General features: G+C 56.3%; 37 protein-coding genes. 30 read left to right on the top strand and 7 right to left on the bottom strand.

The features are described 5' to 3' along the window. The first annotated feature begins 83 nt into the window (after window positions 1–83). The 10 genes from J3R80_RS12860 (at window position 84) to J3R80_RS12815 (ending at window position 8,766) form a co-directional block, all read left to right on the top strand. Entirely contained in the window at window positions 84–977 is an 894-nt protein-coding gene (locus J3R80_RS12860; RefSeq protein ID WP_275394188.1) for a DMT family transporter, read from the top strand. 290 nt (window positions 978–1,267) lie between these two features. Then, entirely contained in the window at window positions 1,268–1,639 is a 372-nt protein-coding gene (gene rpsL, locus J3R80_RS12855; RefSeq protein ID WP_091428117.1) for a 30S ribosomal protein S12, read from the top strand. A 12-nt stretch (window positions 1,640–1,651) separates the two neighbouring features. After that, window positions 1,652–2,122, top strand: coding sequence for a 30S ribosomal protein S7 (gene rpsG / locus J3R80_RS12850; protein WP_191287646.1), 471 nt, complete (start codon window positions 1,652–1,654; stop codon window positions 2,120–2,122). A gap of 21 nt (window positions 2,123–2,143) precedes the next feature. Next, a complete protein-coding gene (gene fusA, locus J3R80_RS12845; protein ID WP_275394187.1) occupies window positions 2,144–4,261 on the top strand; it encodes an elongation factor G in 2,118 nt (705 codons plus the stop codon). 57 nt (window positions 4,262–4,318) lie between these two features. Beyond that, window positions 4,319–5,494 (top strand): elongation factor Tu, encoded by a 1,176-nt coding sequence (gene tuf, locus J3R80_RS12840; RefSeq protein ID WP_275394186.1) that lies wholly within the window; start codon window positions 4,319–4,321, stop codon window positions 5,492–5,494. Between the two features lie 490 nt (window positions 5,495–5,984). Continuing rightward, a complete protein-coding gene (locus tag J3R80_RS12835; RefSeq protein ID WP_275394185.1) occupies window positions 5,985–6,593 on the top strand; it encodes a hypothetical protein in 609 nt (202 codons plus the stop codon). Window positions 6,594–6,810: 217 nt separating this feature from the next. Beyond that, entirely contained in the window at window positions 6,811–7,119 is a 309-nt protein-coding gene (gene rpsJ / locus J3R80_RS12830; RefSeq protein ID WP_091428130.1) for a 30S ribosomal protein S10, read from the top strand. A 14-nt stretch (window positions 7,120–7,133) separates the two neighbouring features. Further along, on the top strand, window positions 7,134–7,859 hold the full coding sequence (gene rplC / locus J3R80_RS12825; RefSeq protein WP_275394184.1) for a 50S ribosomal protein L3: 726 nt from the start codon (window positions 7,134–7,136) through the stop codon (window positions 7,857–7,859). Further along, window positions 7,856–8,473, top strand: a complete 618-nt coding sequence (gene rplD, locus J3R80_RS12820) for a 50S ribosomal protein L4 (protein WP_275394183.1) — start codon at window positions 7,856–7,858, stop codon at window positions 8,471–8,473. The genes rplC and rplD overlap by 4 nt, the downstream gene beginning before the upstream one ends. Then, window positions 8,470–8,766, top strand: a complete 297-nt coding sequence (locus J3R80_RS12815) for a 50S ribosomal protein L23 (RefSeq protein WP_275394182.1) — start codon at window positions 8,470–8,472, stop codon at window positions 8,764–8,766. Before rplD ends, J3R80_RS12815 begins: the two co-directional genes overlap by 4 nt. Window positions 8,767–8,908: 142 nt before the next feature. On the opposite strand, the gene J3R80_RS12810 is transcribed toward J3R80_RS12815, so the two are convergent. The 3 genes from J3R80_RS12810 to J3R80_RS12800 all read right to left on the bottom strand — a co-directional run bounded on the left by J3R80_RS12810 (window position 8,909) and on the right by J3R80_RS12800 (window position 10,146). Further along, the gene (locus tag J3R80_RS12810) at window positions 8,909–9,280 is read right to left on the bottom strand and encodes a hypothetical protein (protein WP_275394181.1); all 372 of its coding nucleotides are present in this window, start codon (window positions 9,278–9,280) and stop codon (window positions 8,909–8,911) included. A gap of 90 nt (window positions 9,281–9,370) precedes the next feature. Then, entirely contained in the window at window positions 9,371–9,703 is a 333-nt protein-coding gene (locus J3R80_RS12805; RefSeq protein ID WP_275394180.1) for a metalloregulator ArsR/SmtB family transcription factor, read from the bottom strand. Beyond that, window positions 9,700–10,146: an SRPBCC family protein gene (locus J3R80_RS12800; protein WP_275394179.1), complete on the bottom strand. Its 447-nt coding sequence runs from the start codon at window positions 10,144–10,146 to the stop codon at window positions 9,700–9,702. Before J3R80_RS12800 ends, J3R80_RS12805 begins: the two co-directional genes overlap by 4 nt. Window positions 10,147–10,447: 301 nt before the next feature. Here J3R80_RS12800 and J3R80_RS12795 point away from each other — a divergent pair, with 301 nt between their 5' ends. Further along, complete coding sequence (locus J3R80_RS12795; protein WP_275394355.1) at window positions 10,448–11,164, top strand: L,D-transpeptidase; 717 nt, start codon at window positions 10,448–10,450, stop codon at window positions 11,162–11,164. A gap of 12 nt (window positions 11,165–11,176) precedes the next feature. On the opposite strand, the gene J3R80_RS12790 is transcribed toward J3R80_RS12795, so the two are convergent. After that, a complete protein-coding gene (locus J3R80_RS12790) occupies window positions 11,177–11,464 on the bottom strand; it encodes a hypothetical protein (RefSeq protein WP_275394178.1) in 288 nt (95 codons plus the stop codon). A gap of 408 nt (window positions 11,465–11,872) precedes the next feature. Here J3R80_RS12790 and J3R80_RS12785 point away from each other — a divergent pair, with 408 nt between their 5' ends. The 8 genes from J3R80_RS12785 (at window position 11,873) to J3R80_RS12750 (ending at window position 16,350) form a co-directional block, all read left to right on the top strand. Then, a complete protein-coding gene (locus J3R80_RS12785) occupies window positions 11,873–12,175 on the top strand; it encodes a hypothetical protein (protein ID WP_275394177.1) in 303 nt (100 codons plus the stop codon). Between the two features lie 6 nt (window positions 12,176–12,181). Further along, window positions 12,182–12,601 (top strand): hypothetical protein, encoded by a 420-nt coding sequence (locus J3R80_RS12780; protein ID WP_275394176.1) that lies wholly within the window; start codon window positions 12,182–12,184, stop codon window positions 12,599–12,601. 406 nt (window positions 12,602–13,007) lie between these two features. Continuing rightward, window positions 13,008–13,850, top strand: a complete 843-nt coding sequence (gene rplB, locus J3R80_RS12775) for a 50S ribosomal protein L2 (RefSeq protein ID WP_275394175.1) — start codon at window positions 13,008–13,010, stop codon at window positions 13,848–13,850. 3 nt (window positions 13,851–13,853) lie between these two features. Beyond that, complete coding sequence (gene rpsS, locus J3R80_RS12770) at window positions 13,854–14,132, top strand: 30S ribosomal protein S19 (RefSeq protein ID WP_191287449.1); 279 nt, start codon at window positions 13,854–13,856, stop codon at window positions 14,130–14,132. A gap of 3 nt (window positions 14,133–14,135) precedes the next feature. Then, window positions 14,136–14,516 carry a 50S ribosomal protein L22 gene (gene rplV / locus J3R80_RS12765; protein ID WP_191287448.1) on the top strand — a complete coding sequence of 127 codons (381 nt, stop codon included), beginning with the start codon at window positions 14,136–14,138 and terminating at the stop codon, window positions 14,514–14,516. Continuing rightward, window positions 14,516–15,223: a 30S ribosomal protein S3 gene (gene rpsC / locus J3R80_RS12760; RefSeq protein WP_275394174.1), complete on the top strand. Its 708-nt coding sequence runs from the start codon at window positions 14,516–14,518 to the stop codon at window positions 15,221–15,223. The genes rplV and rpsC overlap by 1 nt, the downstream gene beginning before the upstream one ends. A gap of 12 nt (window positions 15,224–15,235) precedes the next feature. Further along, on the top strand, window positions 15,236–15,649 hold the full coding sequence (rplP, locus tag J3R80_RS12755) for a 50S ribosomal protein L16 (protein ID WP_108857553.1): 414 nt from the start codon (window positions 15,236–15,238) through the stop codon (window positions 15,647–15,649). 188 nt (window positions 15,650–15,837) lie between these two features. After that, window positions 15,838–16,350 carry a hypothetical protein gene (locus J3R80_RS12750; protein ID WP_275394173.1) on the top strand — a complete coding sequence of 171 codons (513 nt, stop codon included), beginning with the start codon at window positions 15,838–15,840 and terminating at the stop codon, window positions 16,348–16,350. A gap of 165 nt (window positions 16,351–16,515) precedes the next feature. On the opposite strand, the gene J3R80_RS12745 is transcribed toward J3R80_RS12750, so the two are convergent. The 3 genes from J3R80_RS12745 to J3R80_RS12735 all read right to left on the bottom strand — a co-directional run bounded on the left by J3R80_RS12745 (window position 16,516) and on the right by J3R80_RS12735 (window position 18,344). After that, window positions 16,516–17,097, bottom strand: coding sequence for a hemerythrin domain-containing protein (locus J3R80_RS12745; RefSeq protein WP_275394172.1), 582 nt, complete (start codon window positions 17,095–17,097; stop codon window positions 16,516–16,518). Window positions 17,098–17,163: 66 nt separating this feature from the next. Continuing rightward, the gene (locus J3R80_RS12740; protein WP_275394171.1) at window positions 17,164–17,532 is read right to left on the bottom strand and encodes a hypothetical protein; all 369 of its coding nucleotides are present in this window, start codon (window positions 17,530–17,532) and stop codon (window positions 17,164–17,166) included. Between the two features lie 188 nt (window positions 17,533–17,720). Beyond that, on the bottom strand, window positions 17,721–18,344 hold the full coding sequence (locus J3R80_RS12735) for a TIGR02466 family protein (RefSeq protein WP_275394170.1): 624 nt from the start codon (window positions 18,342–18,344) through the stop codon (window positions 17,721–17,723). 121 nt (window positions 18,345–18,465) lie between these two features. Here J3R80_RS12735 and J3R80_RS12730 point away from each other — a divergent pair, with 121 nt between their 5' ends. The 11 genes from J3R80_RS12730 to rpsE all read left to right on the top strand — a co-directional run bounded on the left by J3R80_RS12730 (window position 18,466) and on the right by rpsE (window position 23,241). Beyond that, window positions 18,466–18,957 (top strand): bacterioferritin, encoded by a 492-nt coding sequence (locus tag J3R80_RS12730; RefSeq protein ID WP_275394169.1) that lies wholly within the window; start codon window positions 18,466–18,468, stop codon window positions 18,955–18,957. A gap of 174 nt (window positions 18,958–19,131) precedes the next feature. Beyond that, a complete protein-coding gene (rpmC, locus tag J3R80_RS12725; protein ID WP_275394168.1) occupies window positions 19,132–19,332 on the top strand; it encodes a 50S ribosomal protein L29 in 201 nt (66 codons plus the stop codon). Window positions 19,333–19,346: 14 nt separating this feature from the next. Further along, window positions 19,347–19,577, top strand: coding sequence for a 30S ribosomal protein S17 (gene rpsQ / locus J3R80_RS12720; RefSeq protein WP_275394167.1), 231 nt, complete (start codon window positions 19,347–19,349; stop codon window positions 19,575–19,577). Between the two features lie 86 nt (window positions 19,578–19,663). Further along, complete coding sequence (rplN, locus tag J3R80_RS12715) at window positions 19,664–20,032, top strand: 50S ribosomal protein L14 (RefSeq protein ID WP_159806805.1); 369 nt, start codon at window positions 19,664–19,666, stop codon at window positions 20,030–20,032. A 1-nt stretch (window position 20,033) separates the two neighbouring features. Then, window positions 20,034–20,339 carry a 50S ribosomal protein L24 gene (rplX, locus tag J3R80_RS12710; RefSeq protein ID WP_275394166.1) on the top strand — a complete coding sequence of 102 codons (306 nt, stop codon included), beginning with the start codon at window positions 20,034–20,036 and terminating at the stop codon, window positions 20,337–20,339. Continuing rightward, entirely contained in the window at window positions 20,339–20,902 is a 564-nt protein-coding gene (gene rplE / locus J3R80_RS12705) for a 50S ribosomal protein L5 (RefSeq protein WP_275394165.1), read from the top strand. The genes rplX and rplE overlap by 1 nt, the downstream gene beginning before the upstream one ends. Before the next feature lie 19 nt (window positions 20,903–20,921). Continuing rightward, window positions 20,922–21,227, top strand: coding sequence for a 30S ribosomal protein S14 (gene rpsN, locus J3R80_RS12700; protein WP_275394164.1), 306 nt, complete (start codon window positions 20,922–20,924; stop codon window positions 21,225–21,227). A 13-nt stretch (window positions 21,228–21,240) separates the two neighbouring features. Beyond that, on the top strand, window positions 21,241–21,633 hold the full coding sequence (gene rpsH, locus J3R80_RS12695) for a 30S ribosomal protein S8 (protein WP_275394163.1): 393 nt from the start codon (window positions 21,241–21,243) through the stop codon (window positions 21,631–21,633). Between the two features lie 12 nt (window positions 21,634–21,645). After that, entirely contained in the window at window positions 21,646–22,179 is a 534-nt protein-coding gene (rplF, locus tag J3R80_RS12690) for a 50S ribosomal protein L6 (RefSeq protein WP_275394162.1), read from the top strand. Between the two features lie 11 nt (window positions 22,180–22,190). Beyond that, window positions 22,191–22,550 carry a 50S ribosomal protein L18 gene (rplR, locus tag J3R80_RS12685; RefSeq protein WP_275394153.1) on the top strand — a complete coding sequence of 120 codons (360 nt, stop codon included), beginning with the start codon at window positions 22,191–22,193 and terminating at the stop codon, window positions 22,548–22,550. A 121-nt stretch (window positions 22,551–22,671) separates the two neighbouring features. Next, window positions 22,672–23,241, top strand: coding sequence for a 30S ribosomal protein S5 (gene rpsE, locus J3R80_RS12680; protein ID WP_275393933.1), 570 nt, complete (start codon window positions 22,672–22,674; stop codon window positions 23,239–23,241). The last annotated feature ends 49 nt before the right edge of the window (window positions 23,242–23,290 follow it).

Here is a 23,290-nt window from a genome sequence, read left to right as displayed (position 1 = left end):
TCTTTGATTAGGCTTCAGGCCGTGCAGCTGGCCCGGTCCGAGCGGTCGCGAATTCACCTTGCAAATGATCAGATGGAAGACCGATGTCAGTCTCAGACAACATGAAAGGTGCGGCATTGATGGCTGGCTCGATGGCCGGTTTCACCTTCAATGATGCCTGCATGAAGGCGCTGTCAGGTGATGTCCCGCTGTCACAGGCCGTGTTTTTACGCGGTGTTGTAACCTGTTTGATGCTGTATGGTCTGGGGTTGGCGCTTCGATCGCTGTCCTTCCGGCTGGGTTATCGGGAATGGAAGCTGATACTCTTGCGGTCCTTAGCTGAAATGGGGGCCACCTACTGTTTTCTCAGTGCCTTGTTCAACATGCCAATTGCCAATGTCACCGCCGTGTTGCAGGCCTTGCCGCTGACCATCGCACTGGCCGCCTGGGCTTTCATGGGTGAGCCTTTGGGATGGCGGCGCCTGTTCGCCATTTTGGTTGGCTTTGTCGGTGTTGTGCTGATTGTCAAACCTGGCGGCGATGGGTTCACGCTCTGGTCCGTTTATGCGTTGGCTGCGGTCGGCTTCATCACGCTGCGTGATCTCATTGTCCGAAAGATGTCGCCGGCAACACCGTCGATGACCGTGGCCTTGGTGGCGTCCATCGCGATCACCGTGGCTTTTGGATTTGCGTCACTTGGTGTGGACTGGGCGCCTGTCACGCCAAGAAGCGGCGGGCTTCTGACCCTGTCCGCCGCCTTCATATTCATGGGCTATCTGTTTTCGGTGATGGTGATGCGCGTAGGCGACATCGGGTTTATCGCACCGTTTCGATACACCGGACTGATCTGGGCATTGATCATCGGGTTGATCTTTTTTGGTGAATGGCCAGACTGGGTGACCCTTGTTGGTGCAGGGATCGTTGTCGCAACTGGCCTGTTTACCCTGTTTCGCGAACGGCAAGTGTCGCAGCGGGCAAGGGCGAAAGGGCTTCTTTGAGAACACGACCAATGGCAGCCGTCGCAAAGACGGGGTTGGCCGGTTGACAGGGGGGACGACTCCTCCTATACGCCCAGCATCCAGCTGGGTCTAACCCGGCATTATCAGAATTGAGGGATCAAGGTCGGGGCTACTTTGAAGCACTGATCCTCTGTGAACCAACCGCGTCGCTTGCCTCGGAATGGAAGCGGTCGCGGATTTTCGCTTTGCAGACGTGCTTGGCGAGGAAATGCAAACCGCACGGGGACACTCGTGCAAACACATGTGTTGAGAAACGGGAAAACTGCCCTATGCCAACGATTCAACAGCTGATCCGCAAGCCGCGCCAGCCTAAAGTAAAACGCTCCAAGTCGATGCACCTGGAGTCCTGCCCGCAAAAACGTGGCGTTTGTACGCGCGTTTATACAACCACACCGAAAAAGCCGAACTCGGCCATGCGTAAGGTTGCCAAAGTGCGCCTGACCAATGGGTTCGAGGTCATCAGCTATATCGGTGGTGAAAGCCACAACCTGCAAGAACACTCGGTGGTTCTGATCCGCGGCGGTCGTGTGAAAGACCTTCCGGGTGTGCGTTATCACATCGTTCGCGGTGTTCTGGATACCCAGGGCGTCAAAGACCGTAAGCAACGTCGTTCGAAATACGGCGCCAAGCGTCCGAAGTAAGGAGATCCGGGAATGTCTCGTCGTCACGCCGCTGAAAAGCGCGAAATCCTGCCCGACGCCAAATTTGGCGATCGCGTGCTGAGCAAGTTCATGAACAACCTGATGATCGACGGCAAGAAGTCGGTCGCAGAGAAAATCGTCTATAACGCGCTGGATCGCGTTGAAGACAAAATCAAGCGCGCACCCGTGGAAGTGTTCCACGAAGCGCTGGACAACATCAAACCGTCGGTCGAGGTTCGCTCGCGTCGTGTTGGTGGTGCCACCTACCAGGTTCCGGTCGAAGTGCGCCCCGAGCGCCGCGAAGCACTGGCCATCCGCTGGCTGATCACAGCCGCACGCAACCGCAATGAAAACACGATGGAAGAGCGCCTTGCCGGTGAACTTCTGGATGCCGTGAACTCGCGCGGGACTGCCGTTAAGAAACGCGAAGACACCCACAAGATGGCCGACGCCAACAAAGCGTTCAGCCATTACCGCTGGTAAAGCCAAGGAAGGATTACACCCATGGCACGCGAATATCCGCTCGAGCTGTACCGCAACTTCGGTATCATGGCTCACATCGACGCAGGTAAAACCACCTGCTCCGAGCGTATCCTGTACTACACCGGCAAATCCCACAACATCGGCGAGGTGCACGATGGTGCAGCCACGATGGACTGGATGGAGCAGGAACAGGAACGCGGGATCACCATCACCTCGGCTGCGACCACCACATTCTGGGAACGCACCGAAGATGGTGAAACGGCTGACACGCCCAAGCACCGCATGAACATCATCGACACCCCCGGCCACGTTGACTTCACCATTGAAGTCGAGCGTTCGCTGGCGGTTCTTGATGGTGCCGTTGCCGTTCTTGACGCAAACGCAGGTGTTGAACCCCAGACCGAAACCGTGTGGCGTCAGGCTGACCGCTACAAGGTTCCGCGCATCGTGTTCGTCAACAAGATGGACAAGATCGGTGCCGACTTCTTCAATTGCGTTCACATGATTGAAGACCGCACCGGCGCACGCGCAGTTCCTGTCGGCATTCCGATCGGGGCCGAGAACGAGCTGGAAGGTCTGATTGACCTTGTCACCATGGAAGAATGGCTGTGGCAGGGCGAAGACCTTGGCGCATCGTGGATCAAAGCTCCGATCCGCGACTCGCTGCGCGACATGGCAGACGAATGGCGCGGTAAAATGATCGAAGCGGCCGTCGAAGAAGACGATGACGCGATGATGGAATACCTGGAAGGCAATGAGCCTGACGTTCCGACCCTGCGCAAACTGCTGCGCAAGGGTACATTGGCCCTGCATTTCGTTCCGGTTCTTGGTGGCTCGGCCTTCAAGAACAAAGGTGTCCAACCGCTTCTGAACGCTGTTATCGACTATCTGCCCAGCCCGCTGGACGTTGTTGATTACATGGGCTTCAAGCCTGGTGACGATACTGAGACCCGTAACATTGCCCGTCGTGCGGACGATGATATGGCGTTCTCAGGTCTGGCGTTCAAAATCATGAACGACCCCTTTGTCGGCTCGCTGACCTTTACCCGCATCTATTCGGGTGTCCTGAACAAAGGCGACACGCTTTTGAACTCGACCAAAGGAAAGAAAGAGCGCGTTGGCCGTATGATGATGATGCACTCGAATGACCGTGAAGAGATCACGGAAGCATTCGCAGGCGACATTATCGCTCTGGCAGGTCTGAAAGACACCACAACCGGTGATACGCTGTCCTCTGTCAACGATCCGGTGGTTCTGGAAACCATGACCTTCCCGGATCCGGTGATCGAGATCGCGGTTGAGCCGAAAACCAAGGCTGACCAAGAGAAGATGAGCCAAGGTCTGGCCCGTCTGGCCGCTGAAGACCCGTCGTTCCGTGTGGAAACTGATCTGGAATCGGGTCAGACCATCATGAAGGGCATGGGCGAACTTCACCTGGACATTCTGGTGGACCGTCTGAAGCGCGAATTCAAAGTGGAAGCCAATATCGGTGCCCCGCAGGTTGCGTATCGCGAGACGATCTCGAAAGAGATCGAGCACACCTACACCCACAAGAAACAGTCGGGTGGTTCGGGTCAGTACGCCGAGGTGAAAATGATCATCTCGCCGACCGAAGCCGGCGAAGGCTATTCGTTCGAAAGCCGCATCGTTGGTGGTGCCGTTCCGAAGGAATACATCCCGGGTGTTGAAAAAGGCATCAACTCGGTTATGGACAGCGGCCCGCTGGCTGGCTTCCCCGTGATCGACTTCAAGGTTGCCCTGATCGACGGTAAGTTCCACGATGTTGACTCGTCGGTTCTGGCCTTTGAAATCGCTGCCCGTATGTGCATGCGCGAAGGTATGCGTCTGGCTGGTGCCAAGCTGCTTGAGCCGATCATGAAAGTGGAAGTGATCACGCCCGAGGAATACACCGGTGGCATCATCGGCGACCTGACCTCGCGTCGTGGTCAGGTGTCGGGTCAAGAGCCGCGCGGTAACGCGATTGCGATTGACGCGAATGTTCCGCTGGCAAACATGTTTGGCTACATCAACACCCTGCGTTCCATGTCCTCGGGCCGTGCGCAGTTCACGATGCAGTTCTCGCATTACGATCCGGTTCCGCAGAACATCTCGGACGAAATTCAGGCGAAATTCGCCTAATCGAACAAGCCGGGCAGGGATGTCCTTGCCCGGCGATCAGATTAATAGGAGGCCATCATGGCTAAGGAAAAGTTTGAACGCTCCAAACCGCACGTCAACATCGGCACGATTGGGCACGTTGACCACGGCAAGACCACACTGACGGCTGCGATCACCAAGTATTTCGGTGACTTCAAGGCCTATGACCAGATTGACGGTGCACCGGAAGAGAAAGCGCGCGGGATCACGATCTCGACGGCGCATGTTGAGTATGAAACCGATACGCGTCACTACGCCCACGTCGACTGCCCCGGCCACGCTGACTATGTGAAGAACATGATCACGGGTGCGGCGCAGATGGACGGCGCGATCCTGGTTGTGAACGCAGCTGACGGCCCGATGCCGCAGACGCGCGAGCACATCCTGTTGGGCCGCCAGGTTGGTATCCCGACCATGGTCGTTTACATGAACAAGGTTGATCAGGTTGACGACGAAGAGCTGCTTGAGCTGGTCGAGATGGAAATCCGTGAGCTTCTGACCGAATACGGCTATCCGGGCGACGATGTTCCTGTCATTCCGGGTTCGGCTCTGGCCGCTCTGGAAGGTCGCGACGAGGCGATCGGCGAGGATTCGATCCGCAAGCTGATGGCCGCTGTGGACGAGTTCATCCCGACACCGGCCCGCCCGGTTGACGGTGCGTTCCTGCTGCCGATCGAAGACGTGTTCTCGATCTCGGGCCGCGGTACGGTTGTGACCGGTCGTGTTGAGCGTGGTGTTGTGAATGTTGGCGACGAGATCGAAATCGTCGGCATCAAGGACACGCAGAAAACCACCTGCACCGGCGTTGAAATGTTCCGCAAGCTGCTGGATCGCGGTGAAGCTGGCGACAACGTTGGCGTTCTTCTGCGCGGTATCGACCGTGAGAAAGTTGAGCGTGGCCAGGTTCTGTGTAAGCCGGGTTCGGTGAACCCGCACACGAAGTTCGAAGCCGAGGTCTATATCCTGACCAAGGAAGAGGGTGGCCGTCACACGCCGTTCTTCGCGAACTACCGTCCGCAATTCTACTTCCGGACCACCGACGTGACCGGCACGGTTGAACTGCCTGCAGGCACCGAGATGGTGATGCCGGGCGACAACCTGAAGTTCAACGTTGAACTGATCGCCCCGATCGCGATGGAAGAAAAACTGCGCTTCGCCATCCGCGAAGGCGGCCGCACCGTCGGTTCGGGCGTTGTCTCGAAGATTATCGAGTAAGAACGCCCCGCGTTCTTGCAGCGACAGGCGATTTGGCGGTTACGCCAAATCTGCCGAGAGCTTAAGTAATCGGATCTCCGATGCTTCAACCGAAAGGGCGCCCCACGGGGCGCCCTTTTTGGTTCAAGCCATGAGATGATCTGAGACGCACAATCAAACATTTGTCGAAGATTATCGAGTAACAATGTGGCTTGGGCGTACGCCCAAACGCATTGAGTGGGGACCAGAATTTGGCGCAGCCAAATTTAAGGCCCCACCCGCTCGCAAATCACAAAAGGGCCTCGCACCACGCGGGGCCCTTTTGTTTTGGCGACAGGTGAATTGACGCAGTCAAATCGCCGAGAGTCAGAGAGACTGAAGATAAGAAAGGGGCGCTCGCAGGAGCGCCCTTTTTTTGCATTCAAGCGCAACAGAAGGGTCGGGCGTGGCCCGGGCAAGCCGGACCGGGGTTGAGATTGCAGGGGCTACTAGGGTTGCTATAATAAGTAGATTGAATGACTGTGGCGCAGACTTAGCTTGCTGCGTTTTTTCCGGTGATTGGGGATCTATGCCGAGTTTGAAAGATTTTGTGGCAGCACTGCAAGCCGGATGGTTTCCTGCACTTGCTGCCTTTATTGGTTGTGCAATTGTACTGTTAGGTGACTATTTCAGATGGCCCTATTTAGATGGAAGCCCGGCCTACCTACTGACGATCGCAGTGTATGTAGGGGTTTTCTCGTTTAGTGTTCTCACAGCAAATTTAGCCTATATGCCAGTTTTGATTTGGAACATTTATTCCGATAGAAGGGCAAAAGAACGCTTCTTCAAAAGGATTGAAAAGGAAATTGAGGAGGCCCCCAGTGCTGAGAGAGAACTACTATCGTATTTAGTTTCCTCAGGACGTAGAGCGTTCACTTCCGAGTTCGACGATAAACGGCTCGTTCCCTTGGTTTCTAAGGGCCTAATTATCAGGCAAGGCGGGCAGCATAGTGTACTGGACTGGCCCTTTGTTGTCAGACAGGAAGTTTGGGACTATTTGACAGAACACAAAGAGCGATTTGAGATTTCCGACCTGACCAACGTAGAAGATCCCTTTAGAAAGAATGGCTGGCTAATCTAGCGCGATTCATCTGAGTTTTGCTCAACGCTAATGTTCATGTTTTTTCGGCGCTCACCCCTTGCCACACCCCCAAAACCCCTCTATTACGCGCTAGTTCGCTGGAAAAGCGGCTTGGCGGGATTCGGTCCCGCTTTTCGTTTTTTCCGGGGTTCGACGAGGGCAGGTGGAATGAGCCATCTGTCGTCCTATCAACTCTCTGCCTGAAAGGGCGAATGCTATGACAAGTCAAAACATTCGTATCCGTCTGAAGGCGTTTGACTATCGCGTGCTGGATGCCTCCACACAAGAGATCGTCAACACTGCCAAACGGACCGGTGCAAACGTTCGCGGCCCCATCCCGCTGCCGAACAAAATCGAGAAGTTTACGGTTCTTCGTGGTCCCCACGTTGACAAGAAATCCCGCGACCAGTTCGAGATCCGCACGCACAAGCGCCTGCTCGACATCGTTGACCCGACCCCGCAAACCGTCGACGCGCTGATGAAGCTCGATCTGGCTGCTGGCGTTGACGTTCAGATCTCGGTCTAAGGAGGGTATCACAGATGCGCTCTGGAATTATCGCGAAGAAAGTGGGCATGACCCGCTTGTTCATGGAAGACGGCAAGCAGATCCCTGTCACCGTTCTTCAACTGGAAAACCTGCAGGTTGTTGCCAACCGCACCGAAGAGACCGACGGTTACACCGCCGTTCAACTGGGTGCTGGTGAAGCAAAAGCCAAACGCACCTCGAAGCCGATGCGCGGCTATTTCGCCAAAGCTGGCGTTGCCCCCAAGCGCAAACTGGTCGAGTTCCGCGTTCCTGCTGAGAACCTGATTGCCGTTGGCGAAGAGATCTCGGCCGAGCACTATGTTGCCGGTCAGAAGGTTGACGTTGCTGGTACGTCGATTGGTAAAGGCTTTGCCGGTGCCATGAAGCGTCACAACTTCGGCGGTCTGCGCGCCTCGCACGGTGTTTCGATCAGCCACCGCTCGCACGGTTCGACCGGTCAGTGTCAAGACCCCGGCCGCGTGTTCAAAGGCAAGAAAATGGCCGGCCACATGGGTTCGGTTCGTGTGACCACACAAAACCTGGAAGTCGTGAAGACCGATGCCGATCGTGGCCTGGTGTTCATCAAGGGCGCTGTCCCCGGCTCGAAAGGTGGCTGGGTCACCGTCAAAGACGCCGTGAAAAAGAAGCTGCCCGAGAATGTTCCGTTCCCGGCTGCTCTGAAATCGGCTGCAACCGAAGCACCTGCGGAAGAAGCTCCCGCGGAAGGTGGTGAAGCATGAAACTTGACGTAATCAAACTTGACGGCAAAAAAGCCGGTTCGGTTGATCTGGACGAGGCCCTGTTCGGTCTTGAGCCGCGCGCAGACATTCTGCACCGCGTGGTCCGCTGGCAGCGTAACAACGCGCAGGCTGGCACCCACAAGGTCAAGACGCGTTCGGAAACCAGCTATTCGACCAAGAAGATCTATCGCCAGAAGGGCACCGGCGGCGCACGTCACGGTGACCGTAACGCACCGATCTTCCGCAAAGGTGGTATCTATAAAGGTCCGACCCCGCGTTCGCACGGCCACGATCTGACCAAGAAATTCCGCAAGCTGGGTCTGAAGCACGCCCTGTCCGCCAAGGCGCAAGCTGGCGAACTGGTTGTGATCGAAGACGCCGCGTCGGAAGGTAAAACCGCCGCACTGGCCAAGCAGGTCAAAGACCTGGGCTGGAAACGTGCTCTGGTCATCGACGGTGCCGAGGTGAACGAGAACTTTGCACGCGCTGCAAAGAACATCGAAGGCCTGGACATCCTGCCGACCATGGGCGCCAACGTGTATGACATCCTGAAACGTGACACTCTGGTGCTCACCAAAGCAGGTGTCGAAGCTCTGGAGGCTCGCCTGAAATGACCGATAAAGCTGCACTCTACGACGTGATCCGCAAGCCGCTCATCACCGAAAAAGCAACCATGGCATCGGAAGCCGGTGCGGTTGTTTTCGAAGTGTCGAGGGATGCCAACAAGCCGCAGATCAAAGAAGCCGTTGAAACCCTGTTCGGTGTGAAGGTGAAAGCCGTCAACACGTCGATCACCAAGGGTAAAGTCAAACGCTTCCGCGGCCAGTTGGGCAAGCGCAAGGACGTCAAGAAAGCCTATGTGACCCTGGAAGAAGGCAACACGATCGACGTGACCACCGGTCTCTGATCGTCAGGCTGACGTGAGAAATGAGGGCCCCTGCCGAAAGGCGGGGGCTTTTTCTTTTGAAAGGGAATATTTGCTTTGAGCCCAAAGTTACCGAGTTGCAGCAACGCCGCGAATGACGACTTTGGTGAAGATTCTCCTTGGATTATTCCCATGACCCATCCTTCGCATCGACAAGGTGAATGATCGAAGCTGGGCTTGAAATCCAATACCCGTCGAAGTTTTTACCGAGCTCTTCGATTTCGTCGCACCGTGCGACACCGGCCTTATCCAAGACTTCGGCAGCTTTCTCTGTATCGTCCGTTACGATCTCAAGCCATAGCTCGGCCTGGCTAATCGCGCTGACCTTATCGACCCACAGATTATTCGCACCGAACTTGAAGCCAACCGCCTCCCCTGACGGGCCTCCGATCTCCTCAAGCCCCAAGGTGTTTCTGTAGAAAGCAACAGTCTGCTCGTATTGATGTGGCGGCACCTTCATCGCGATGTTTTTGCCGCCAGAGAATTTCACGCTCATGTCTGATTTACTTCCCGACCATGATTGTTTGGACGAATGAGACGACGGATGCCTACACAAATCGTGATGCATCGCGCGCCGCAGTAGCTCTCATTCCACATGTGATCTCAGCCGTTGCAGAGTATCGTCCCACTTCAATGCCACTTGATTGAGGAAAGCGTTTGCTTCGTGGAGGCGCGCTGGTTCCAGACTGAATCGTGTCTCTCGCCCGGTTTTTTCCGACGACACGACTTGTGCTTCCGTCAATGTCTTCAGGTGTTTGCTAATCGCTTGCCGGGAAACATCGGTTCCCTCACAAAGCGCCGAGATCGAGAGTGCGTCCTGTTGCTGTAACCGGGCAACGATCGCCAAACGGCGAGGATCACCGAGCGCGGCAAAGGTCGCCGCCAGGTCTGGCTGCGCAGGATTATGCTCGGGAGTCATTCCACAAACCTTCTGATGTTTAATGTCTGCTGATCCCAACCACCCTGATTGTCGCGGAATGCTTGCAGTTGCCGGTCCTTTGGTAGGTTCTTGAAACCACTTTCCCGCACGGTGAGCCTTGTCCCGATGGTGCTGGGCTCAAGAAAAAATTCGACCAGAGTTGTCTTCTGATCGACGTCGGGATCATCAGGTTGGATGCTCTCATCCATTGGCCAGACGAAGCTGAATAGACGCGGCTCATCCAAGGCGACGATCTTCGCCCAGAACGGTAGACCCTCATGCCCGGGATATCTGGTTTCACCGAATGTCAGCTCCCCCAGCTTGAATGGTCCGTGAAGCGACAGGCCGAACCACGCACCAAATTCCCCATGGTCGGTGAGCGCCTTCCATACCCTGTCAACGGGCGCCTTGAGGTCAATGGTTCGTACGATTTCATTTTCCATGCGCAACTCCTTGGTTGCACATTGTCACACTCCTCGTCTTTACGCAACCCTTGGGTTGCGCGTTTCGACTGGATGCGTTCGCGGGTGCGATGCCAAAAAGCAGACATCTTTCGAACCAAGGCATAAAGCGGCTTTGTCCGCAACACTGTCATCGCAATGGCATGCCTAACCAATGGGGTTATTCAGTCACGTTTTCGGGTCGCTTTACACCCCACACCGGAATTTGACTCGCGATTCGCGCCTGTTTGAATAAGTTGGAACGGTTCGATGATCTGCTCATCTGGAAATGAGGTTTGTACTTATGTTGACCCGACGCCATTTTGTAATCACGTCTGCCGCGATGTTCTCGGCGCCAATTGCGACACCCGTTTGGGCGCAGGAACAAGCCACCACGCAGGCTGCCGCCGTAAAACCGGCGCAAACCAAACGGCGCCCGGTATCGGACAAATCCAAGTGGGCGGCATATGACGCGCAGGTGACGCCGGCAAACTATGATCCGGCCACGTCGAACCCGTGGGGGCTGCACCCGCGTTTCCTGCCGAAGCTCGTGCAAGCCAATTCCGGGCTCAAGCCGGGTGATATCCATGTCGATGCCGTCGCGCGCTATCTTTATCATATCCGGGATAACGGCACCGCGATGCGCTATGGCGTGGCGATTGCGCGCGGGAATTTGTACGAACCCGGCACCTACACAATCCGTCGCAAAGCCAAGTGGCCGACATGGATCCCGACCAAGGAAATGGTTGCGCGTGATCCCAAGGTCTATGGCCCGCTAGAGGACGGTATGGATGGTGGTCCGCGCAATCCGCTGGGCTCACGCGCGTTTTACCTGTTCCAAGGCAACCGCGATACGTATCTGCGCATTCACGGCTCGCCCGCGCCCCGGTCCATCGGTGGACGCGCAAGCTCGGGCTGTGTGCGCATGGTGATGGCGCATATTATCGGTTTGTATGATCAAGTCGAAACCGGCGTGACCGCGCATCTGTATCCGGCTGAAAGCATTACGGCGCGCAGCTAAGCGCGCCGTCTGTCACGCGGCGGGGGCGTCGTCGCGCTTGGCGCATATCGGCTGACCCTTGCGGTTTCTGAGCGGCAGATAGGTCGTTTCGACCGGGCCTTGATAGCGATAGACAAAACATCCGTCCGAATTGTTGAGCCGCACATCGCTGAGGTCTTGCCCCGGTGCCGCAATCGCGCGCACGTTTTCCGGCACTGAACCAAACGAGCGTGTGTCCGCCCCGCCGCTGGCGCCTTCCGGACTGACACAGGCCGACAGTGAAATCACAACCGCGCCCGTCAAAATCCCCAACTTCTTCATCACAATGTCCCCATAAGTTTCTTTTGGGGAAGGATGGGGGATTTTGGGGCAGAGGGGAAGGGGGTTGTTTGGGAAGGTGGAAGAGTTCGTCTTGCTTGTAACACGGGGCTGAGTGAGGGGTGGAACTCGATCACTTTCCCATATAGCCGGATGCCGCGCTTTGTACGAATGTCGGCTCCTCAGAAGTAATACGGCCAAAACGTGACAATATCAAACGCAGTTTTCCCAAAGGTTTGTGGCACAAGATTCTTCAGCATTTCAGCCGACCATGACGCCAGTGACAAAATCGACCGATTTTGACGCATTGGTTTGGTCAGGGGATTTGTTGCACAGAGTTGAACAACGGCATCGTTGCGGAGCGTTGCTCTTGTCGGGTAGGCTTGGAGTGTTGGCTTCGAGGATTAATCAATGGGCACTACAACAGAACATCAAAAGTCAAAGGACGCGGTACTTGCGCTGAGCTGGATAGACATTGGCGCTTTCGGTGCAGTTCTTGCCTGCTTTGTCGCGGCCATCGTCTTGCAGTCGTCGTCGGTTCAGGTATCCGGCGGACTTGCTGCGTTTGCGGGCGGTGTAATACTTGCTGCATTTGTGACGCATGCTCGAGCGCGCGCGAACGCGATATCTTCTGCTAAGGAGGAATTCCACGCGGCGAAGAAAGAAGCCGAAACCTTCAGGACGCTCCGAGATGAGATGAAGCGCAAGGAGTAAGATTTCGTGCCGCCTCCCGATCCGCGCAATCGCGCCGCATTCAACTCACATCTCGACTACAATCTGCCTTCCAGCATGAGCAGAGAGGAATTGTTCATCGAAGGTGCTCACTGGAGCCAATGGCTCGATGACAACGGCTATATTGGTAATGAACCCTCGCCAGGGCGGCTGCTGAAGTGGTTGTCATATGGAATTGAGGCCATGGGAGTCTTCTTCACCTACCTCGGCGCAGCGGGCCACATTTCCGATACTGCAGGACTTCTATCTACGTGGGGAGGTATCGCGGTCATGACGTTGGGCTTGCTGCTCATGAAGTTCTCTTCCGCAGCGGTTCAGCGGGATCGCGATGCCGTAGTCTCCGTCGGGCTGCGTCTACGCACGATCAATCAAGAACTTAGTAGCATTCGATACGGTCATCGACGCTGACCATTTGTTGAATCGAATTTTGCTTGCATGAGCTGTGCGCACGCGAACATGATAGAACTCATACGTTTCTGCCCTCGGCGAAATCGATCGTCTATGACCGAAGGCAAATTCTCAAAGCAGTCACTGGCGCGGCCGCAGCGAAAGCTCGCTTCGTCCGCGAAGCTGCCGTGTAGGTGCCAAAATCCCATCCAGTTGGCCGAGCGGAAGACAGCATGTCTTTCACCCGAAAACCCCCACCATCCCCTAGACACCCCCAACCAACCCTGATACATCGCGCAGGTCGCGTGGCCTCGGATTCGTTCCGGGGCCTTGTGACATTTGGAATTTGGGTCCTGTTTCGCCAATGGTGGGCGGGGCTCTGTAACTCAGGCAGGTGACTGCCTCAAAGCAACGGAAGACAGAAAGCATGGCACTCAAGTCGTACAAACCGACGACGCCAGGCCAGCGTGGGCTGGTTCTGATCGACCGTTCGGAGCTTTGGAAAGGTCGCCCGGTTAAGTCCCTGACCGAGGGTCTTACGAAATCGGGTGGTCGGAACAATACCGGACGGATCACGTCGCGCCGCCGTGGTGGTGGTGCGAAGCGTCTTTATCGTATCGTGGACTTCAAACGGAACAAGTTTGACGTCGCCGCCACTGTTGAGCGGATCGAATACGACCCCAACCGCACAGCCTTCATCGCGCTCGTGAAGTACGAAGACGGCGAACAGGCTTACATCCTGGCCCCGCAGCGTTTGGCTGTTGGCGATCAGGTCATCGCATCGGCCAAGGCCGACGTGAAACCCGGTAACGCGATGCCCTTCTCGGGCATGCCCATCGGTACCATTGTCCACAACATTGAGATGAAACCGGGCAAGGGCGGCCAGATCGCCCGTGCAGCCGGCACATATGCTCAGTTTGTTGGTCGCGACGGCGGTTACGCTCAAATCCGTCTGAGCTCGGGCGAACTGCGCCTTGTGCGTCAGGAATGCATGGCCACCGTTGGTGCCGTGTCGAACCCCGACAACTCGAACCAGAACTACGGTAAAGCCGGTCGTATGCGCCACAAAGGCATCCGTCCCAGCGTTCGTGGTGTTGTCATGAACCCGATCGACCACCCCCATGGTGGTGGTGAAGGCCGGACTTCGGGTGGTCGTCACCCGGTGACCCCGTGGGGCAAGCCGACCAAGGGTGCGCGCACCCGCAACAAGAACAAGGCGTCGTCGAAGCTGATCATCCGCTCGCGTCACGCCAAGAAGAAGGGGCGTTAAGATATGGCACGTTCTGTCTGGAAAGGCCCTTTTGTTGACGCTTACGTCCTCAAAAAAGCCGAGAAAACCCGCGAGTCGGGTAAAAACGAGGTCATCAAGATCTGGTCGCGTCGTTCGACCATTCTGCCCCAGTTCGTGGGCCTGACCTTTGGCGTCTATAACGGTCAGAAGCACATTCCGGTGAGTGTGACGGAAGACATGATCGGCCAGAAGTTCGGTGAATACTCGCCGACCCGTACCTATTACGGTCACGCGGCTGATAAAAAAGCGAAGAGGAAGTAAGCCATGGGTAAGGATAAGAATCCCCGCCGCGTGGCCGACAACGAAGCAATGGCGAAAACCCGCATGCTTCGCACGTCCCCGCAAAAACTGAACCTGGTTGCTGGCATGATCCGCGGCAAGAAGGTCGATAAGGCTCTGAATGACCTGACCTTCTCGAACAAGCGTATCGCACAGGACGTGAAGAAATGCCTTCAGTCCGCCATCGCCAACGCCGAGAACAACCATAACCTGGACGTTGATGAGCTGATCGTGGCGGAAGCCTATGTCGGCAAGAACCTGACCATGAAACGCGGTCGTCCGCGCGCCCGTGGTCGTTTCGGCAAAATCATCAAACCGTTCTCGGAACTCACCATCAAGGTGCGTCAAGTTGAGGAGCAAGCCTAATGGGTCAGAAGGTAAATCCGATTGGCATGCGTCTTCAGGTCAACCGCACCTGGGACAGCCGCTGGTATGCAGACACGAAAGATTACGGCGATCTTCTTATGGAAGACCTGAAAATTCGTGACTTCATCAAAAACGAATGCAAGCAAGCCGGTATCAGCCGTGTGATCATCGAACGTCCGCACAAAAAGTGCCGCGTTACGATCCACACTGCACGCCCCGGTGTGATCATTGGTAAAAAAGGCGCAGACATCGAAACCCTGCGCAAGAAAATCGCCAAGATCACCGACTCGGAACTGCACCTGAACATCGTTGAGGTTCGCAAGCCCGAGCTGGACGCCGCATTGGTCGCAGAATCGATCGCTCAGCAGCTTGAGCGCCGTGTGTCCTTCCGTCGTGCCATGAAGCGCGGCGTGCAGAACGCAATGCGTATGGGCGCCCTGGGCATCCGTGTAAACGTCGCTGGCCGTCTGGGCGGTGCCGAGATTGCACGGACCGAGTGGTATCGCGAAGGCCGTGTGCCGCTGCACACCCTGCGCGCTGACATCGACTATGCACATGCTGAAGCAATGACGCCTTATGGCATCATCGGCATCAAAACCTGGATCTTCAAAGGTGAAATCATGGAGCACGATCCTGCTGCTCGTGATCGTCGCCAGGCAGAGCTTCAGGAAGGTCCCGCGCCCCGTGGCGCTGGCGGCCGTCGCTAAGGAGCCAAAGATATGCTGCAACCAAAGCGTACTAAATTCCGCAAGATGCACAAAGGCCGGATCAAGGGCGAGGCCAAAGGCGGCTCTGACCTGAACTTCGGTTCCTATGGTCTGAAAGCGCTTGAGCCTGAGCGTGTGACTGCACGTCAGATCGAAGCTGCCCGTCGTGCCATGACACGTCACATGAAACGTCAAGGCCGCGTCTGGATCCGCATCTTCCCGGACACCCCCGTGACCGCCAAGCCCATCGAAGTTCGTATGGGTAAAGGTAAAGGTTCCGTGGACCGTTGGACCTGCAAAGTGAAGCCGGGCCGCGTGATGTTCGAGATCGACGGCGTCAACGACGACGTTGCTCGCGAAGCTCTGCGTCTTGCTGCCATGAAGCTGCCGATCAAATCGCGCGTCGTTGTGCGGGAAGATTGGTAAAGGTCGAAAACGCTCTGCGTTTTCTGGCCAGTGCGGTGTAGCGAATTTCCAAAGGAAACTCGCGGGCCGCACCCCGGTAGAAACAAGAAACCCCCGTCGAGAAATCGGCGGGGGTTTTGTTGTTGATGGGTGTTGCGATCTATGATTGAAGGATTGGTAAGGCACTAATTAATAAAGTGAAATTTGGTATGAAGAAGATTGTCGCGTTCATTGGACTTGGTTTTTTGGCCTCATGTGTCGCTACACAAACGCCATACGAGAAGTATCTCGAAGGTAAGCCGCTTGTTAACTATCCTTATAAGGCTGGGGCTAGCCCAGCAAATATTCGAAATATTGGTACTGATTGCGAGATTGAAGCGGCTCAGCGAGTACCTCAAAACATCGTCGTTAGAACTACGCCGACCTACACCACACCTACACAGACATATTGCAACCGAGTTGGTACTCAGGTGCTGTGCAACACCACGGGGGGACAAACTTATGGTGGTCAAGTGTCATCCTATGATGCCAACGCTAATTTGCGTGTTCGTGCATATGCGCAGTGCATGTCTAGGCGTGGCGTGCGCTTTCTAAATATTCCGGCGTGCCCCAATGGTGTTGATCTGTCTTCTCAGAATAATGAAAAGGTCTTACGCCCTCTTTCAAAGCGCACCTGCTATCAAGTCTACCCGAATGGCGGTTTGGCAATTGGTGATGGATAAACACGGGTTTTAGTTTGGTTAGGCCCGTGCCCTGCACGGGCCACGCCCGACCCTCCCCACGGGAGGGCGTATTGCAACCTATCAAAATGCAGGATCGTTTGCGGTGGGGCTATGCGGCGCGAAACGGGACCGAAGAGATACGCCCACCCAAGGTCGGGCGTGGCCCTACACCCCAACCCCCAAAACCCCAATCGCTTCTTCCAACTGGGTCTCTTCATACCCGAAATGCGAGTGCACGACAGTTTCCAGCTGACGGAACACCGCGCGGGCTTCGTTGAACTTCTCGGCGTCCACGTCAAACATCAGCGCCATGGAGGCGCGTTCCAGTCGGACCAGCAACTCGTGCACAACCTTGTGTTCTTCCATCAGCCGCTTAACGACCGCGCGCAGGGCATCGTTGCCGCGCCCGGCCAATTGCGGGAACAGGCTGTATTCCTCGATATCGTGATGCCCGTTCAGCACCATGCATTCGCGCCCGCAGAGCGATCCGAACTGCCGGACGTTCTGTGCGAACTCGGCTTGGGTCACGGCATCGGACAGATCTTTGCCTGATGCCTCGCCCGCCTCGATCCGGTCCAGCACGATCCCGATCCGGCCCACATCGTTCAGGTGCATTCGGTGGATCGCCGCCAGCCGCCGCCCCATGCGCCGGTCCTGATCCGTTGCTTCGGGCAGGGCGGGCATTGTCGGGCGGGTGCCGAAGTCGACGGTCAGCCCCGTCAGCGGTGTGTCGGCGAGTGTGCTCATCTTGCCCTCGGTCATTGCGTATCGGCGGCAGATATGCCGCGCGCCGAGGATTACAATGCTGGGAGCTTAGCGCAACAGCTCATCCATTAACCCGATCACCTCGAGCACTTTGAATGTGGTGGGATCGGCGCGATAGATCATCTCGCCCACGCGGTAATAGCGATAGCGGGGATCAAGCCGATAGCGGTCGTAGTCGGTGAAGCGATAATAGTCGTAATGCTCCAGATCATCGCCCACCCGCGGTCTGGCAAGCCCGGGTGGGATGCAGGGCGGGTTTTTCTTGGCCAGACCCGGCGGGCAGCCCCTGGTAATCGCGCCCGTATGCTTCACCTTGCCTTTTCCCTGACCATGTCCCTTGCCGTTCCCGGCGAAACCGGCGGTTGCGATCAGCGGGATCAATACCAGAGCCATTGCGGTTTTCGTTGCGGCCTTCATCATTCACTCCATCCAATGTTCGCGTGGCCCTTGATGGTCAACGGCCTGCAAACGTGTGGGTTCCAGTCGGGGTGAAATTGGCCAACGCCGGGTTGATATACAATATCACGCGCAATGGGCACCGCGTGCCTTGCGGCTTTTCGCCTGTCCCCGGCGATCTCCGCGCGGAAACGCACCGAGGGCAGCGATCACTCGCCCCATTTGTAGTTGAAGCTCACCGAAAGCCGTTCTTCCTCGCCAGTGTTTTGCATCACCTCGTGGCGCAACCAGCTTTCCCACAACAACACGTCACCTTCCGCCGGGCGCTTGGTGATGAAGTTCTGCAACTCCTCGCGCGCGTTCTTGCGACGTGGGGGCGCCGCCATCATGCGGGCGTGACGCGGGTCTTCATAGCGTAGCGCGCCGGCGCCTTCGGGCAGCGCCAAATAGGTGGTTCCGGAAATGACCGAATGCGGGTGGATATGCGCCGAGTGATAGCCACCGGGGGGCAGGATGTTGATCCAGATATCTTCCAGTACCAGCGCGCGATCATCCAGATTGAACTCCAGATCCTCGGCAAAGGCCGCGACGTGCTTTTCCAGGTTGTCGACCAGATCCTTGAAGATCGGAAAGCGCCAGGGCAGGTCGGTCAGCGACGCGTAAGAGGTGTAGCCGGGATACCCCTCGGCCTCGCACCATTCCTGCCCGGCCTCGTCATCCTCGGCGATGGAATAGCAGCTGTCATAAAGCTCGTCCTGGCTGACCTTGGGGTCAAACTCGGACAGTTGAGCGTGGTAAAGGCGGGTCACGAAGAGAGAGGATATATTGGCCATGGGGGCTTTGTAGACCACTTGGAAAAAAGGGGCGAGCCTTGATGCGACATATTTGCATGCCGGTTGAAGGTGGTTTGCTGATAACTACCTAACAATCAAATGCTAAAAAAGGAATATAACCATGTCTAACGAGACGATCTGCAAACATCTGAATACAGCCCTTCAAATGGAAATGACTGCTGCGCACCAATATCAGCTGCACGCACATGTGCTGGATGATTGGGGGCTGGATAAATTGGCACAAACCATGCGCGGCGAGTTTGAAGAAGAACTGGGCCATTCCGGTCGTTTTATGACGCGTATCCTGGAGCTGGGCGGCGAGCCTGAAGTTGCCTTTGCCGCAACGCCAAAGGCAGCAAAGACCTTGAAAGAGATGTTCGAGTCCGACCTGAAGGACGAAAAAGAAGCCATCGTGTTTTACACACAAGCGTCCAAGGCGGCCTATGAAGCGGATGACCTTGCGACGAAAGCCCTGTTCGAAGAGATCGCGATCGACGAAGTCGGGCATCGCGGATGGCTTGAGTTGCAGCTGAGCCTGATCGAACGGATCGGCGAGCAGCGTTATGCCTCGAAATTTGTCAGTGGCGGCGGCGAGGAAGAAAGCCAAGCATAAACTGAAGAAACAGGCGCTTTGCTGTTGCCATGAGCGCCGTTGTTTCATATAGACCCACATCGCGCGGATTCCCGGCAACGGGATTCGTGTGTATTGCATATAACCCACCAGATTTAGGGTGACCTGCCAGCAAAGACGGGTAGAGCTCTCTGGTGCAAGGAAAGGAATAGGCGAATGAACGCCAAGGAACTGCGTGATCAGTCTCCTGACCAGCTGCGCGAAAAGCTGGCAGAGCTGAAGAAAGAGGCCTTCAACCTGCGTTTCCAGCAGGCCACCGGTGCCCTCGAAAACACTGCCCGTATGCGTACAGTACGTCGCGACGCCGCGCGCGTTAAGACCGTATTGAACGAACAAGCCCGCGCTGCGGCTGAGTAAGAGGAGCCCTGAGAATGCCCAAACGTATCCTGCAAGGCACTGTTACCAGCGCCGCAAACGAACAAACCGTAACTGTGTCGGTCGAACGCCGCTTCACACACCCGGTTCTGAAGAAAACCATCCGTAAGTCCAAGAAGTACCGGGCTCACGATGAAAAGAATGCCTACAAGGCTGGCGACGTGGTCCGCATCATCGAATGCGCGCCGAGATCGAAAACCAAGCGTTGGGAAGTTCTGGAAGGCTGAATTCTGCCTTCCCGGACGACTTGACATAAGTCGAAACCCTGGGGGTTACGCCACGCATCGGCGCCCCAAAGGTCGGGAGAAACCACATGATCCAGATGCAAACAAATCTGGATGTAGCTGACAACTCAGGCGCTCGCCGAGTTCAGTGCATCAAGGTTCTGGGTGGTTCCAAGCGTAAATACGCATCCGTTGGCGACATCATTGTTGTCTCGGTTAAGGAAGCCATCCCTCGCGGTCGCGTAAAGAAAGGTGACGTCCGTAAGGCCGTCGTCGTGCGCACCGCCAAAGAGGTCCGTCGTGAAGACGGCACCGCCATCCGTTTTGACCGCAACGCTGCTGTCATCCTGAACAACAACAACGAGCCGATGGGCACCCGTATCTTTGGACCGGTTGTTCGTGAACTGCGCGCGAAGAACTTCATGAAGATCATCTCGCTGGCTCCGGAGGTGCTGTAAGATGGCTGCTAAGTTGAGAAAAGGCGACAAGGTTGTCGTTCTGGCCGGCAAGGACAAGGGCAAACAGGGCGAGATTTCGTCGGTTGACCCGAAAGCTGGCAAAGCCATCGTTGATGGTGTGAACATCGCAATCCGCCACACCCGCCAAAGCCAGAACAGCCAAGGTGGCCGCATCCCGCAAGCGATGCCGATCCAACTGTCGAACCTGGCGCTGCTGGACAAGAACGGCAAAGCAACGCGCGTTGGCTTCCGCGAGGAAGACGGCAAGAAAGTGCGTTTCGCCAAAACCACCGGGGAGACTGTCTGATGCTTGATACTGCAAACTACACCCCCCGCCTGAAAGCCGCTTACAAGGACAGCATCCGTGCCGCCCTGAAAGAGGAATTCGGTTACAAGAACGACATGCAGATCCCGCGTCTGGACAAGATCGTTCTGAACATTGGTTGTGGCGCCGAGGCCGTGAAGGACTCGAAAAAAGCCAAGTCGGCTGTGGCTGACCTGACTGTGATCGCGGGCCAGCAGGCCCTGACGACGAAAGCCAAGAAATCCATCGCTGGTTTCCGTGTCCGTGAGGACATGCCGCTGGGTGCGAAAGTGACCCTGCGCGGCGACCGGATGTATGAATTCCTGGATCGTCTGATCACCATCGCGATGCCCCGTATCCGCGACTTCCGCGGTGTATCGGGTACCTCGTTCGACGGTCGTGGCAACTATGCCATGGGCCTGAAAGAGCACATCGTGTTCCCGGAAATCGACTTTGATAAAGTTGACGAGACCTGGGGCATGGACATCGTGATTGCCACCACCGCGAAAACCGACGCGGAAGCAAAGAGCATGTTGAAGCACTTCAATATGCCCTTCAACAGCTGATCCGCGGGAAGGAATAGACATGGCTAAGAAAGCAATGATCGAACGCGAGAAGAAGCGTCAGAAGCTGGTGGAAAAATATGCCGCCAAGCGTGCTGCGCTGAAAGAGATCGCAAACGACGAAAGCAAGTCAATGGAAGAGCGTTTCACCGCCCGCCTGAAACTTGCCAAACTGCCGCGCAACAGCTCGGCGACCCGGCTGCACAACCGTTGTCAGCTGACCGGTCGTCCGCACGCTTACTACCGTAAGCTGAAAGTGTCGCGTATCGCGCTGCGGGATCTTGGGTCGAACGGCCAGATCCCCGGCCTGGTGAAATCAAGCTGGTAAGGGAGAGACAGATATGAATGATCCTATCGGCGATATGCTCACCCGTATCCGCAACTCGCAAATGCGCGGCAAGTCGGTTGTTTCGACACCTGCTTCGAAACTGCGTGCTTGGGTTCTGGATGTTCTGGCTGACGAAGGCTACATCCGCGGTTACGAAAAAGGCACTGACGAGCGTGGGCATCCCACCCTCGAAATCAGCCTCAAATACTTCGACGGTGTTCCGGTTATCCGTGAACTCCAGCGGGTTTCGACCCCTGGCCGTCGCGTCTATATGGGCGTGAAAGACATCCCGCAGGTCCGTCAGGGCCTTGGCGTTTCGATTGTCTCGACCCCCAAAGGCGTCATGTCCGATGCAAACGCTCGCAACCAGAATGTTGGTGGCGAAGTGCTTTGCACCGTCTTCTAAGGAGGCTTTCGAATGTCTCGTATTGGTAAAAAACCGGTCGAACTGCCCAGCGGCGTTACTGTGACGCAGTCGGGTCAGACCGTAGAAGTTAAGGGCCCGAAAGGCGTTCTGAGCTTCACCGCAACCGATGATGTCACCATCTCTGTTGAGGACAACCAGGTTAACGTTGCACCGCGTGGCAAGTCCAAGCGCGCACGTCAGCAGTGGGGCATGAGCCGCACGATGGTTGCCAACATGGTTACCGGTGTCACCGACGGTTTCAAGAAAGAGCTGGAAATCAACGGTGTTGGTTACCGGGCCCAGATGCAGGGCAACACTCTGAAACTGAACCTCGGCCTGTCGCATGACGTTGACTACGTTGCACCGGAGGGGGTCACTGTGACCGCTCCCAAGCAGACCGAAATCGTCGTTGAAGGCGTCGACCCACAACTCGTCGGCCAGGTCGCGGCCAACATCCGCGCATGGCGTAAGCCCGAGCCTTACAAAGGCAAAGGCATCAAATACAAAGACGAGTATATCTTCCGCAAGGAAGGTAAGAAGAAGTAAGGACCAGACAGATGGCAAACAGCAAACGGACCCTGTTCCTCAAGCGCCGCCTGCGCGTCCGGAACAGCCTGCGCAAACACAACGTAGGCAAGATGCGCCTTTCGGTGCACCGCTCGAACAAGAACATCAGCGTTCAGCTGATCGACGATGTGAATGGCGTCACCCTGGCTTCGGCTTCTTCGTTGGAGAAGGATCTGGGCGTGGTTGGCAAAAACAACATCGACGCAGCCAGCAAAGTGGGTGCAGCGATCGCGGAACGTGCCAAGAAAGCCGGCGTCGAGGAATGCTATTTCGACCGCGGCGGCTTCCTGTACCACGGCAAAGTGAAGGCTCTGGCCGACGCGGCGCGCGAAGGTGGTCTGAAGTTCTAAGTGACCTGAGAGGGGCGCCGGACCTGATCCGCTGCCCCTCCGATGATCCGGGGGCACATCAAACGCCCACCAGGATTGAGATAAACGGCGCAAACGCGCGCCATCATGAAAGGAATGCCTGATGGCAGAACGTGAAAACCGCCGGAACCGTCGCGACCGCGACGAAACCCCGGAATTTGCCGATCGTCTGGTTGCGATCAACCGTGTGTCGAAAACCGTTAAGGGTGGTAAGCGCTTTGGCTTCGCCGCACTTGTCGTTGTTGGCGACCAAAAAGGCCGTGTTGGCTTTGGTAAAGGTAAAGCGAAAGAGGTCCCCGAGGCCATTCGCAAAGCCACCGAGCAAGCCAAGCGTCAAATGATCCGCGTGCCGCTGCGCGAAGGTCGCACGCTGCACCACGACATCGAAGGTCGTCATGGCGCCGGTAAAGTGGTCATGCGCACCGCCCCGGAAGGTACCGGTATTATTGCTGGTGGTCCGATGCGTGCCGTGTTCGAAATGCTGGGCGTCAAAGACGTTGTGTCGAAGTCGATCGGCTCGCAGAACCCATACAACATGATCCGCGCCACCATCGACGGGCTGCAAAAAGAAGCCAGCCCCCGCATGATCGCCCAACGTCGCGGCAAGAAAGTCGCCGACATTCTGGGCGCCAAATCTGAAGCTCCGGCAGACGCCGAAGCCGCAGACGCGTAAGGAGACTGATCCATGGCTAAAACCATCGTCGTCAAGCAGATCGGCTCCC

The organism is Aliiroseovarius sp. Z3, from assembly GCF_029105185.1.
In the GTDB taxonomy this organism is placed as follows: Bacteria; Pseudomonadota; Alphaproteobacteria; order Rhodobacterales; family Rhodobacteraceae; genus Aliiroseovarius.
The sequence above is the reverse complement of the archived record's forward strand: the minus strand, read 5'-3'. Positions and strand labels throughout refer to the sequence as shown.